General features: G+C 70.0%; 17 protein-coding genes. 10 read left to right on the forward strand and 7 right to left on the reverse strand.

All coding sequences use genetic code 11. The features are described 5' to 3' along the window. The 3 genes from G3573_RS16060 to G3573_RS16070 form a co-directional block, all read left to right on the forward strand. The coding region (locus G3573_RS16060; protein ID WP_163262451.1) for a helix-turn-helix transcriptional regulator at window positions 1-288 on the forward strand (288 nt) is incomplete at its 5' end. A 43-nt stretch (window positions 289-331) separates the two neighbouring features. After that, entirely contained in the window at window positions 332-1,444 is a 1,113-nt protein-coding gene (locus G3573_RS16065; RefSeq protein ID WP_163262453.1) for a hypothetical protein, read from the forward strand. Between the two features lie 32 nt (window positions 1,445-1,476). Next, window positions 1,477-1,905, forward strand: a complete 429-nt coding sequence (locus G3573_RS16070; protein ID WP_163262455.1) for a nuclear transport factor 2 family protein — start codon at window positions 1,477-1,479, stop codon at window positions 1,903-1,905. Here G3573_RS16070 and G3573_RS16075 read toward each other — a convergent pair. Continuing rightward, window positions 1,902-2,543: a glutathione S-transferase family protein gene (locus G3573_RS16075; protein ID WP_163262481.1), complete on the reverse strand. Its 642-nt coding sequence runs from the start codon at window positions 2,541-2,543 to the stop codon at window positions 1,902-1,904. The genes G3573_RS16070 and G3573_RS16075 overlap by 4 nt on opposite strands. 66 nt (window positions 2,544-2,609) lie before the next feature. After that, entirely contained in the window at window positions 2,610-3,275 is a 666-nt protein-coding gene (locus tag G3573_RS16080) for a Stf0 family sulfotransferase (RefSeq protein ID WP_163262457.1), read from the reverse strand. Window positions 3,276-3,375: 100 nt separating this feature from the next. Between G3573_RS16080 and purB the strand changes: the two genes are divergently transcribed. Continuing rightward, the gene (gene purB / locus G3573_RS16085) at window positions 3,376-4,683 is read left to right on the forward strand and encodes an adenylosuccinate lyase (RefSeq protein WP_163262459.1); all 1,308 of its coding nucleotides are present in this window, start codon (window positions 3,376-3,378) and stop codon (window positions 4,681-4,683) included. 1 nt (window position 4,684) lies between these two features. Beyond that, on the forward strand, window positions 4,685-5,416 hold the full coding sequence (locus tag G3573_RS16090) for a 2OG-Fe(II) oxygenase family protein (protein ID WP_163262461.1): 732 nt from the start codon (window positions 4,685-4,687) through the stop codon (window positions 5,414-5,416). A 7-nt stretch (window positions 5,417-5,423) separates the two neighbouring features. Here the strand turns inward: G3573_RS16090 and G3573_RS16095 are convergent, their stop codons facing one another. After that, on the reverse strand, window positions 5,424-5,747 hold the full coding sequence (locus G3573_RS16095; RefSeq protein ID WP_163262463.1) for a DUF1476 domain-containing protein: 324 nt from the start codon (window positions 5,745-5,747) through the stop codon (window positions 5,424-5,426). A 232-nt stretch (window positions 5,748-5,979) separates the two neighbouring features. Here G3573_RS16095 and purC point away from each other — a divergent pair, with 232 nt between their 5' ends. The 3 genes from purC to purQ all read left to right on the forward strand — a co-directional run bounded on the left by purC (window position 5,980) and on the right by purQ (window position 7,732). Beyond that, window positions 5,980-6,735 carry a phosphoribosylaminoimidazolesuccinocarboxamide synthase gene (purC, locus tag G3573_RS16100; RefSeq protein WP_163262465.1) on the forward strand — a complete coding sequence of 252 codons (756 nt, stop codon included), beginning with the start codon at window positions 5,980-5,982 and terminating at the stop codon, window positions 6,733-6,735. Between the two features lie 87 nt (window positions 6,736-6,822). Then, entirely contained in the window at window positions 6,823-7,062 is a 240-nt protein-coding gene (gene purS, locus G3573_RS16105; protein WP_163262467.1) for a phosphoribosylformylglycinamidine synthase subunit PurS, read from the forward strand. 4 nt (window positions 7,063-7,066) lie between these two features. Next, a complete protein-coding gene (gene purQ / locus G3573_RS16110) occupies window positions 7,067-7,732 on the forward strand; it encodes a phosphoribosylformylglycinamidine synthase subunit PurQ (protein ID WP_163262469.1) in 666 nt (221 codons plus the stop codon). Between the two features lie 58 nt (window positions 7,733-7,790). Here purQ and G3573_RS16115 read toward each other — a convergent pair whose 3' ends face one another. From G3573_RS16115 to G3573_RS16130, 4 genes are read right to left on the reverse strand one after another with little or no spacing between them, the layout of a single operon-like run. Then, on the reverse strand, window positions 7,791-8,006 hold the full coding sequence (locus G3573_RS16115) for a hypothetical protein (RefSeq protein ID WP_163262471.1): 216 nt from the start codon (window positions 8,004-8,006) through the stop codon (window positions 7,791-7,793). A 2-nt stretch (window positions 8,007-8,008) separates the two neighbouring features. Beyond that, complete coding sequence (locus G3573_RS16120; RefSeq protein ID WP_163262473.1) at window positions 8,009-8,278, reverse strand: hypothetical protein; 270 nt, start codon at window positions 8,276-8,278, stop codon at window positions 8,009-8,011. Then, window positions 8,275-8,556, reverse strand: a complete 282-nt coding sequence (locus G3573_RS16125) for a hypothetical protein (protein ID WP_163262475.1) — start codon at window positions 8,554-8,556, stop codon at window positions 8,275-8,277. Before G3573_RS16125 ends, G3573_RS16120 begins: the two co-directional genes overlap by 4 nt. Window positions 8,557-8,567: 11 nt before the next feature. Continuing rightward, window positions 8,568-8,885 carry a hypothetical protein gene (locus tag G3573_RS16130; protein WP_163262477.1) on the reverse strand — a complete coding sequence of 106 codons (318 nt, stop codon included), beginning with the start codon at window positions 8,883-8,885 and terminating at the stop codon, window positions 8,568-8,570. An 89-nt stretch (window positions 8,886-8,974) separates the two neighbouring features. Here G3573_RS16130 and purL point away from each other — a divergent pair, with 89 nt between their 5' ends. After that, complete coding sequence (gene purL / locus G3573_RS16135; RefSeq protein ID WP_163262479.1) at window positions 8,975-11,176, forward strand: phosphoribosylformylglycinamidine synthase subunit PurL; 2,202 nt, start codon at window positions 8,975-8,977, stop codon at window positions 11,174-11,176. Between the two features lie 75 nt (window positions 11,177-11,251). Next, a partial coding sequence (locus G3573_RS16140; protein ID WP_205598296.1) for a hypothetical protein occupies window positions 11,252-11,637 on the forward strand: 386 nt, incomplete at its 3' end.

The following is an 11,637-nucleotide window of genomic DNA, read 5'->3' on the forward strand; positions in this document are numbered from 1 at the left end:
GCCCTGGACGCCGCGCCGGAGCGGCGCTGGTCGCTGGACCAGCTCGCGGCCCTGGCCGACCGGCACCCGACCCATCTGGCCCGCGCCTTCCGCCACCAGACCGGCGCGTCCGTGGGCGCCTGGGCGCGCCGCCAGCGGGTGCTGCGGCTGTGCGTCGATCTGGCGGGCGCGACGCCGCTGGCGGAACTGGCCGCCCGGCACGGCTACGCCGACCAGGCGCACATGACCCGCGAGTTTCGCGCCTGCATGGGGCTGACGCCCGGCGCCTGGCGGCGCGCGCGACGCTAATCCCGTTCAAGACCGGCCCGGAGCGCGACGATATCCAGCGTCCATGCGCACGCTCTCGCTCATCGCCGCCGCCCTGCTGATCGCCACGCCCACCACCGCCCAGACGCGCTGGCGGCTGGAGCCGTCGCTCAAGTACGACGCCCTGTGCCTGACCGGGGTGCTGGCCGACGATCCCTTCTATGTGACGCACTACGAGAAGGAGCGCGCCGAACTGGACGGGCGGCTCACGCCCCAGGCCCACGCCGCTTTCAAGCGCGTGCACGAGGCCTTCAAGGCTGACGGCGCCCTGGCCGGCCCCTGGCTGGCCCTGGCCTATTCCGCCTCGGACGCCGAAACCCTGGACGAGATGATCGCGGCGACCGAGAAGCCCGCAGCCATGCGCGCGGCCTTCGCCCGGACCACCTACTGGGACGACGGCGCCTGGCAGCGCTTCGAACGGCTTCGCCCCGACCTGCTGATCATGCTGCGCTGGTACCGCGACAGCGGCTTCGAGACCTACTGGGCCCAACGCGCCGGCGGCCCGTCGCAGGCCCGCGCGCGCGAACTGGCGCCGAAGCTGGCGGCCGCGGACGTCGTGCCGACCATCGAGCGCGCGATCGGCCGCAAGCTCGAATCCGACGAGATCACCGTCTACGCTACCCGGTTCTGCCGGCCGCACGGCATCCGCATCACCGGCACGCGGTTCCTGACCGACGTGATGTACGGCGACGACCGGGTGATGGCGATTATCGGGGCCACCGCCATCCACGAGATGATGCACCCGCCGTTCGACCCCAAGGACCCGCGGGTCAAGGCGCTGATCGAGCTCTTGCGGCAGGACCCGTTCGTGTTCGGCCGCTGGCAGGCCCACGACCCGAAGTACGGCTACAACAGCTTCGAAGGCTATGTGGACGAGAACATGGTCAAGGCGCTGGACCAGCTGATCGGCGAGCAGGTCGGCATCGTCTACTTCACCGACGCGGACCAGCGCTGGGCCCAGGCGGACGACGGCATGCACGTGCTGGCCGGGGCGATCTACCAGCTGATGAAGCGCGAGAACTTCCTGGCCGGCGACGAGGACGCCACCGCCTTCCTCGATCGCATGGCGCGCGAGGGCAAGCTGGCCCCGGGACGGATCGAACCGCTGCTGAGCGACAAGGCCAGGGGCGTGAAGTAGGCTGGCGGCCTCGCGGTGCACGGAGGCGGGGCTTGCCGGACCTGGACAGCTTCTTTCGCGCCTACGCCGAGGCCTTCAACCGCGCCCTGACCGACACGCCCGACCTCGACTCGATCCGCAGCGTCTACACCGACTGCTTCCTGGCGGCTGGGCCCGCAGGGGTCAGCTGCGGCCACAACGACGACGGCTTCGCCGCCACCCTGGACAAGGGCTACGCCTTCTACCGCTCGATCGGGACCCGGCGGATGAGCGTGCGGGGCGTGGCGGTCACGCCGATCGACGAGCGCCACCACCTGGCCAAGGTGTTCTTCACCGCCGACTACGAGAAGAAGGACGGCGAGGCGCTGAGCATCGACTTCGACGTCGCCTACCTGACCCAGACCCGCGACGGCGTCACGAAGATCTGCGCCTTCGTGGCCGGCGACGAGACGGCGCTGTATCGCGAGAAGGGCCTGATCTAGGCGGCCTTAGCGTCTTCCAGCGCCGCGCGCTCCCACTCGAGGAATTCCGGCTGCTCCAGCAGGGTCTCGACGTAGGCGCCGGCCGCGCCGGCGTCGCCGTAGTCGCTCATCACCAGGCCGTAGGTGCGGATGCGGGTGGCCACCGGCGTGTAGAAGGCGTCGGCGATCGACCATTCGCCGAACAGGAACGGGCCGCCCTGGCCGAAGCGGGCGCGCATGCCGCCCCATAGCGCCGACAGCCGGCGCAGGTTCACCGCCGTGGCCTGCGACACGTCGATCTTCACCCGCTTGGACAGGTCCATCGGACACTCGCCGCGCAGGGAGGCGAAGCCGGCGTGCATCTCGCAGGCGGCCGAGCGCGCCAGGGCCCGGGCGATCGGGTCCTTGGGCCACATCTGAACCTGCGGGAAGGTCTCGGCCAGGTAGACGCAGATCGCCATCGAATCCCAGATCACCTCGCCGTCGACCTTCAGCGCCGGGATCATGCCGCTGGGCGAATGCTTCTGGATCTGGGCGGGCGTGTCGTCGCGGTTCAGGCGCACCAGGGTCTCGATGAACGGCGCGCCGGTGCGCTTCAGCACCAGCCAGGGCCGGAGCGACCAGGAGGACAGGTTCTTGTCGCCGATCACCAATTCCAACATGAGCCTCGCCTTTCACCGAACGTCGTTCCGGTTCTAGTCGCGACGGCGCGCGACGCAACCCGGTCAGAACGCATCGACGAAGCCGAGGTCGCCGCGATCGCGCAGAAACCGTTCGCGCCAGGCCTCGCTCAGGTCGTCGCGCTGAACTCGGACCGACACCTTCGCCGCGTCATGCGCGGGCGCCTCGGTCAGCCCGACCAGGCGGGCCACCGCACGGACGGCCGCCTCCGGCGCCGCGACCACGTCCTCGTAGGAAAGCTCCAGCGCCGCCGCCCCGTTGCGGGCGAAGAACAGCCGCCAGCGCGCCTCCTCGACGACGACCCGGCGCAGGCAGTCCGCGATCAGGTCCGCGTCATAGGCGGGCGTGCGTACGTCGGCCGCGTCGGCGCGAAAGGCGCCGGTCTGGTGCGCCCGCGCCCAGGACAGCGCCTGGCCCAGCAGGTCGCGGCGGCGCAGGTGCACGAACCGCAATTCGGGCAGGACACTCGCCCACGGCAGGCCCAGCGCGTCGGACTGGAAGGCGAACAGCTTCAGCCCGTAGATCCCGTTCGGCGTGCGGCCGTGGCGAACCACCGCCTCCAGCTGGCGGCGGGGCTCGTCGGGATAGTCGGGAATGTCCCAGCTCCGCCGGCCCGGGCCGTTGAAATACTCCAGCGGCCGGCCCAGCACGCCGGTCGAGGCCAGCACCTGGCACAGCAGATTGGTGCCCGCGCGCGGGGCCGCGCACACCGCGTAACCACGCAGCTCCGCGACACTGCGCCCACCCGTTTCGTCCGGAAGTTTCACGGCCGAGATTGACACACGGCGCTCCTCTTCTAATCAGCGCGCCATGATCCCTCGTTATGCCCGCCCCGAAGCCGCCGCCATCTGGTCGCCTGAGACCAAGTACAAGATCTGGTTCGAGATCGAAGCCCACGCCGCCACGGCCATGGCCGAGCTCGGCGTGATCCCCAAGAGCGCCGCCGAGGCGATCTGGGCCAAGGGCAAGGACGCCAGCTTCGATTCCGACCGCATCGACGAGATCGAGCGGGTCACCAAGCACGACGTCATCGCGTTCCTGACCCACGTGGCGGAAATCGTCGGAGACGAAGCCCGGTTCCTGCACCAGGGCATGACCTCCTCGGACGTGCTCGACACCTGCTTCGCCGTTCAGCTGGTCCGCTCGGCCGACCTGCTCATCGAAGGCGTCGACAAGGTGCTGGTCGCCATCAAGCGCCGCGCCCTGGAGCACAAGTTCACGCCCTGCGTCGGCCGCAGCCACGGCATCCACGCCGAGCCGGTGACCTTCGGCCTGAAGCTGGCCGGCTACTACGCCGAGTTCGTGCGCGCGAAGAAGCGCCTCGAGACCGCCCGTGAGGAAGTCGCCACCTGCGCCATCTCCGGCGCGGTCGGCACCTTCGCCAACGTCGACCCGCGGGTCGAAGCCTACGTCGCCGACAAGATGGGCCTGGCCGTCGAGCCGGTGTCCACCCAGGTGATCCCGCGCGACCGCCACGCCGCCTACTTCGCGGCGCTGGGCGTGGTCGCCTCCTCGGTCGAGCGTCTGGCGATGGAGATCCGCCACCTGCAGCGCACCGAAGTGCTGGAAGCGGAAGAGCCGTTCGATCCGGGCCAGAAGGGCTCGTCGGCCATGCCGCACAAGCGCAACCCGATCCTGACCGAGAACCTGACCGGCCTGGCGCGCCTGGTGCGCTCGTCGGTGGTGCCGGCGATGGAGAACGTCGCCCTCTGGCACGAGCGCGACATCAGCCACTCGTCGGTGGAGCGCGGCATCGGCCCGGACGCCACCGTCCACCTCGACTTCGCGCTCCGCCGCCTGGCCGGGGTGATGGAGCGGCTGAACGTCTATCCCGAGAACATGGCCAAGAACCTCGACCGCCTGGGCGGGCTGGTGCACTCTCAGCGCGTGCTGCTCGCCCTGACTCAGAAAGGCATGAGCCGCGAGGATTCCTACGCGGCCGTCCAGCGCAACGCCATGAAGGTGTGGCGCGGCGAAGGCGCCTTCCTGGACTTCCTGAAGGCCGACCCGGAAGTCAGCGCCAACCTGACCGCCGACCAGCTCGAGGCCGTGTTCGACCTCGACTACCACACCAAGCATGTGGACACGGTGTTCGCCCGCGTGTTCGGGGGCGCCTGAGATGACGGCGCTGCGCCTGAACCCCGCGCTCGAGGTCGAGGCCTACGCCGAGACCTTCGCGCGCGAGGGCGTGGTGCAGATCCGCGACGTGCTCGAACCTGAAGCGGCCGAGCACGTCGCCGCCATGTTGAACAACGCCATGCCCTGGGAGATGGCGTTGTCCGACGCCATGGGCGGCGACGAGACCCTGACGCGCGACGCCCTGGCTTCGCTGGGCCGCGACGGCATCGCCCGCAAGCTGCAGGACGTGTCGGCCCGGGCCGCTTCCGGCTTCGCCTACGTCTATCTCTGCTACCCGATGATCCGCGCCTACGTGCAGCGGCGCGATCCCGGCCACCCGATCCACCAGGTGACCGAGTTCATCAACAGCCGGCCGTTCCTGGACTTCGGGGCGGCGGTGATCCGGGCGGCCGGCGTCACCAAGGCCGACGCCCAGGCGACCTTCTATCGCCCGAACGACTTCCTGACCCTGCACGACGACCGCACCGACCAGAAGGCCGGCACCGCGCGCCGCAAGGCGGCCTACACGCTGGGCTTCACCCGCGGCTGGCGGCCGGACTGGGGCGGCCAACTGCTGTTCCACGACGACGCCGGCGAGATCGAGCGCGGCCTGACGCCGGGCTTCAACATGCTGACCCTGTTCGGCGTGCCGCGCATGCACTCGGTGGCCCCGGTGGCGCCCTACGCGGCCGCGCCGCGCCTGTCGGTAGTCGGCTGGCTGCGCGACGACTGAGGCGGCGCTAGAGGCCCGAGCGGATCTGCTCGCGGGCCTGGGCCAGCAGTTCGTCCATCTTCTGGTGCAGCACCGCCTCGGGCACCGCCACGTTGGACGCGCTCAGGTCCTGAATGACCTTGCGGGCGACGTCGTCCTCGCCGCTGCGCCCTATGTCGGCGCGGACCAGGACGGCGGCGTACTGTTCGGCGCTCTCGGGCGACAGGCCCATCCGCTCCGCCGCCCACAGGCCCAGCAGCCGGTCGCGGCGCGCGTGCGCCTTGAACTCGACCTCCTGGTCGTGGGCGAACTTCGCCTCGAAGGCCTGCTCGCGCTCGTCGAAGATCGTCATCCGCCTCTCCGCAGGTGGCCCCGATCGTTAACCTGAACCTCTCAAGCCTGCGGCGCAACGCCACGACGACAGGTCGCGCCGTTTGCGCCCCGTGCCCCGTTCCGTTAGTTTGATCCCGGCCCTATATACGTGTCGAGGCCGATTCCGGAGCGCGCGCCGTCCAGACGGAAATCTGGGGCCGCGCGTTTTTGTTTCCGGAGACCGACACCCCTCCCCGGGGAAGCGAATTCAAATGACCCGCCGCAAGAAAATCTACGAAGGCAAGGCTAAGATCCTTTACGAGGGTCCGGAGCCGGGCACCCTGATCCAGTACTTCAAGGACGACGCCACTGCGTTCAACGCGCAGAAGAAGGCGGTCCTGGAAGGCAAGGGCGTCATCAACAACCGCATCAGCGAGTATGTGATGACGCGGCTGAACGCCATCGGCGTGCAGAACCACTTCATCAAGCGGCTGAACCTGCGCGAACAGCTGATCAAGGAAGTCGAGATCGTCCCGCTCGAGGTCGTGTGCCGCAACGTCGCGGCCGGCTCGCTGGCGACCCGCTTCGGCCTGCCGGAAGGCCAGCAGCTGCCCCGCTCGATCATCGAGTTCTACTACAAGAACGACAAGCTCGGGGACCCGCTGGTCACCGAGGAGCACATCACGGCGTTCAACTGGGCCCAGACCCAGGAGATCGACGACATGCTGGCCATGACGCTCCGCGTGAACGACTTCCTGTCGGGCATGTTCGGCGCGGTGGGCATCACCCTGGTGGACTTCAAGATCGAGTTCGGCCGCGTGTTCGAAGGCGACTTCAGCCGCGTCATCCTGGCCGACGAGATCAGCCCGGACAGCTGCCGGCTGTGGGACACCGCCACCAACGAAAAGCTCGACAAGGACCGCTTCCGCCGCGACCTCGGCAACGTCATCGAGAGCTATACCGAGGTGGCCAAGCGCCTGGGCATCATGAAGGACATGCCGCGGGTGATCGAAGGCGGCGTGGGCTAACAGCCCCGCCGCGGTCCGCAAGACTTCCCGCGCCGCCTCCCCGCGGCGCTTCCGGCGCATCCGCCGGTCCGACGAACGGAGTTTAAGGTGAAGGCCAAGGTCCACGTTTTCCTGAAACCGGGCGTGCTGGACGTCGAGGGCAAGGCGGTCGAGGGCGCCCTGCACGATCTCGGCTGGTCCGGCGTCGGCCATGTCCGCGTGGGCAAGACCATCGAGTTCGACTTCGACCACGCCGACAAGGCGAAGGCCGAAGCCGAGATCAAGTCGATGGCCGAGCGCCTGCTGGCCAACACGGTGATCGAGAGCTACCGGATCGAGGTGGCCTGAGCCGATGAAAGCCGCCGTCGTCGTTTTCCCGGGTTCCAACTGCGATCGTGACTGCAAGGTCGCGGTCGAACGCTCCACCGGCGCCCCCGTCGAGATGGTCTGGCACCAGGAGACCGCCCTGCCGTCGGGTCTCGACCTGATCGTGCTGCCGGGCGGCTTCTCCTACGGCGATTACCTGCGCTGCGGGGCCATGGCCGCCCAGTCGCCGGTGATGCGCGCCGTGAAGGCCGAGGCCGAGCGCGGCGTGGCCGTGGTGGGCATCTGCAACGGTTTCCAGATCCTCTGCGAGGCCGGCATGCTGCCGGGCGCCCTGCTGCGCAACTCGGGCCTGAAGTACGTCTGCAAGCCGATCGAGCTGGAAGTCACCAACGCCCAGACCCGCTTCACCTCGGGCTACCGCGAGAAGCGTCGGGTGATGATGACCCAGGGCAACGGCGAGGGGAATTTCTTCGCCGACGAAGCCACCCTCGAGCGCATCGAGGGCGAGGGCCAGGTCGTGTTCCGCTACGTCGAGAACCCGAACGGCTCGGCCCGCGACATCGCCGGCATCGTCAACGAGACGGGCAACGTGCTGGGCATGATGCCCCACCCGGACCGCGCCTTCGAAGCGGCCCTGGGCTCGGCCGACGGCGCCGCCCTGTTCCAGAGCGTGATGGCCTCCGCGGCCTGAGGCCCTGACCGAACCGAGTTCACCGGCGCGCCGCTCGGCACGCCGGGGCTTTTTGTTTTCAGGCTATCGGCGCGACCGCCCGGGTCCTGAGGCGGTTCCACAGCGCCACCGCCTCGGCGGCCAACGGCTGGAGCCACCAGGTGTCCGGCGCCGTGCGCCAGGCGCGCCGCTCGTGCACGAAGGGCGCGTTCAACCGGCGCGCGCCCCAGTTCTCGAAGCGCGCCACCTGTGGGCGGGCGGCGGCCGCCCGCGCCGTGCCGCGGCGGCCGAACACGACTACTGCCGCTTGTCCGGCCGGCGCCGCGGCTCAGGCGGCGGCGGTTCGCCGCCGGGCATGTCTTCGCGGACGTGGAATTCGCGGCGAGCGTCGCGCTGCAGCCTGAGCTCCTCCTCGCCCATGCCCAGGCCCTGCTGGCGCATGCGCGACGACCCGACTTCGGTGGGATTGTAGAGCTCGTCCATCGGCTGGCCGGTGCTGTCGCCCTTCCATTCGCGCCGCGCGGAGGCGCGGTCCGGCTCGCGGTCTTCGGGTCGCTTGCGGGTCATGACGGTCTCCTGCGGCGCGGCTTGCGCGGCGTGGCGGCGGGCGCGGTCGGCTCCGCGTAGCGGCCGAGCGTGTCGGGGTCTTCCTCGGCCTCGTCGATCTCGAACACGCCCGGATCGTCGAACTCGACGCCGCCGACGTGGCGGGCGCTGCCGGCGAAGACCTGGTGTTCGCTCTCCATCGCCTCTTCGGCGGCCCTGCGCTCGAACGCGCGGCGCTCTTCGGGGCTGTCCAGGTCGGGGGTCTGCGGCAGGTCGGGCACGTGCGGCCGGGTGATCATGAGCGTCTGCCTCAGCCCGCGCCCGGGTCGACTTCGTCGCCCTCGGGGCCACACACGATCGCGCCGCTGCGGTTGATCGCCGGGGTCGAGCCCACGCGCTTGTCCTGGTGGGAGCGACACTCCTGCTCGAAGTGCTGGGCCATGGCCGAGGCGCCGACGTCGTCGGCCGCGATGTCGACCTGTTCGGCGTCGCCGCCGGCGCCGCCGTCGACGTCCGAGGCGAACACCTTCTCCTCGCCCTGGACCTTCTCGTTCTGACGGATGTCGCGGCCGTAGGGCGAGGCCGCCTGACCGCCCGGCGTCGCCTGGTCTCGGACTTGCGGGGTCATCACAAAAAACTCCTCACACACCCCTGCGATGAAGCGCATGAGCGCGGCGCCCTGTTCCCCGGCGTCTGAATCCGCTAATTCGCCCGGCCATGACCGCAGCCGCCCCCGCCAAGACCAGCGCCGAGCTCGCCGCCGAGTTCGGTCTGAAGCCCGACGAGTTCGCTCTGATCCTGAAGCGCCTGGAGCGCGAGCCCACCCTGGTGGAGCTCGGCGTGTTCAGCGTGATGTGGAGCGAGCACTGCTCCTACAAGTCCTCGCGCGCCCATCTGCGCAAGTTCCCGACCTCCGGCCCCAAGGTGATTCAGGGCCCCGGCGAGAACGCCGGCGTGGTCGACATCGGCGACGGCCAGGCGGCCGTGTTCAAGATGGAGAGCCACAACCACCCGTCCTACATCGAGCCCTACCAGGGCGCGGCGACGGGCGTGGGCGGCATCATGCGCGACGTCTTCACCATGGGCGCACGTCCCGTCGCCCTGCTGAACGCGCTGCGCTTCGGCGATCCGAACCATCCGAAGACCAAGCGCCTGGTCGCGGGCGTCGTCGCCGGCATCGGCGGCTACGGCAACTGCGTGGGCGTGCCCACCGTGGCGGGCGAGACCAACTTCCACGCCGGCTGGAACGGCAACATCCTGGTCAACGCCATGTGCGTGGGCCTGGCCGACGCCGACAAGATCTTCTACTCGGCCGCCCCGGGCCCGAACCTGCCGGTGGTCTACTTCGGCTCCAAAACCGGGCGCGACGGCATCCACGGCGCGACCATGTCCTCGGCCGAGTTCAGCGAGGACTCCGAAGAGAAGCGCCCGACCGTGCAGGTCGGCGACCCCTTCGCCGAGAAGCTGCTGATCGAGGCCACGCTTGAGCTGATGGCCTCGGGCGCGGTCGAGGCGATCCAGGACATGGGCGCCGCCGGCCTGACCTCCTCGGGGGTCGAGATGGCCGGCAAGGGCGGCGTCGGCATCGAACTCGACCTCGACGCCGTGCCGCAGCGCGAAGAGAACATGTCGGCCTACGAGATGATGCTGTCGGAGAGCCAGGAGCGCATGCTGGCGATCCTGAAGCCCGGCCGCGAGGCCGACGCGCACCGCATCTTCGCCAAGTGGCACCTCGACGCCGCGGTGATCGGCAAGACCACCGACACCGGCCGCATCGTGCTGCGCCACAAGGGCGAGGTGGTCTGCGACCTGCCGCTGGCCCCGCTGGCCGACGACGCGCCGCTGTACGAGCGTCCGTTCGTGAAGCCGACCCCGCCGGCCCGCCTCGACCCCAAGCAGGTCCCGGCCCCGGCCGACTGGAACGACGCGGTGCTGAAGCTGATGAGCACGCCGGACATGGCGTCCAAGCGCTGGATCTGGGAACAGTACGACCGCCACGTCATGGCCGACACGGTCGCCGACAGCGCCACCGGCGCGGACGCCGGCATCGTGCGCGTGCACGGCACCAAGAAGGCGCTGGCCGTGGTCTCCGACTGCACCCCGCGCTACGTGCAGGCCGACCCGTACGAAGGCGGCAAGCAGGCGGTGGCGGAAGCCTGGCGCAACCTGACCGCCGTCGGCGCCGACCCGATCGCCATCACCGACAACCTGAACTTCGGCAATCCCGAGCGTCCGGAGATCATGGGCCAGATCGTCAGCGCGATCGAAGGCATGGCCGAGGCCTGCCGCGCGCTCGACTTCCCGGTCGTGAGCGGCAACGTCAGCCTCTACAACGAGACCAACGGCGTCGCCATTCCGCCGACCCCCACGGTCGGCGCGGTCGGCCTGATCCCCGACTACGACCTGCGCGCCGGCTTCGGCGGGCTGAAGGCCGGCGACACCCTGGTGCTGATCGGCGACAGCAAGGGCGAGCTGGGCCAGTCGATGTACCTGCGCGCCCTGTTCGGCCGAGAGGAAGGCGCCCCGCCGCCGGTCGACCTGGCCATCGAGAAGAAGCACGGCGACTTCGTGCGCGGCCTGATCCGCTCGGGCCGGGCCAAGGTGGTGCACGACCTGTCGGACGGCGGCCTGGTCGCCGCCGCGGCCGACATGGCCCTGGCCGCCGACGTCGGCGTCACCCTGATCGCCACCTCGACCGACCACGCCCACCCGTTCCTGTTCGGCGAGGACCAGGGCCGCTACCTGATCGCCACCCGCGACGCCGACGCCCTGCTGGCCGAAGCCAAGACGGCGGGCGTGCACGCCATCGTGGCCGGTGAGGCCGGCGGCGACGCCTTCGCCTCGCGCGAACTGTTCAGCGTGCCGCTGGCCGAGCTGCGCAAGGCCAACGAAGGTTGGATGCCGGCCTACATGGCCTGACGGTCCCAACCGGACTGACCTACGAGGAAGCCGCCGTCGCAAGAGGGCGGCTTCTTTCGTTTGGGCGGCGCCCCTATGTTCGTTGCGATCGGGGAGAGCGTGCGGGTGCAGGGCGAGTCGACGGAAACCGAGGCGGCGTGGACGCCCCCGCCTGAGACCCTGGCCGCCCGCCTGCGGGCCGAGGGCGTGCCGGTGTGGCTGCCCGAGGTGATCGCGCTGTTGCGCGGCGGGCTGGACCCTGCGGGCGACCACACGCTGGCCTACGATCTGACAAGGCAGGCGCCCGCCTGGTCTCAGTTCGACGCGGCTTCCTGGGCGCAGTTGGAGCGCGGCCTGCACGACGACGCCGTCGCCGCCGCCCAGGCCTACGCAGACGCGGCGGCGCCCGGGGAGCGCAAGTCGGCTCGGGCGGCGGCCCTGGCGGCCGCGCAGGCCGGCGACCTCAAAGCCGCGGTGAAGGC

Origin of the sequence: Caulobacter sp. 17J65-9 (assembly GCF_010975005.1) — a bacterium.
Classification (GTDB): Bacteria; Pseudomonadota; Alphaproteobacteria; order Caulobacterales; family Caulobacteraceae; genus 17J80-11.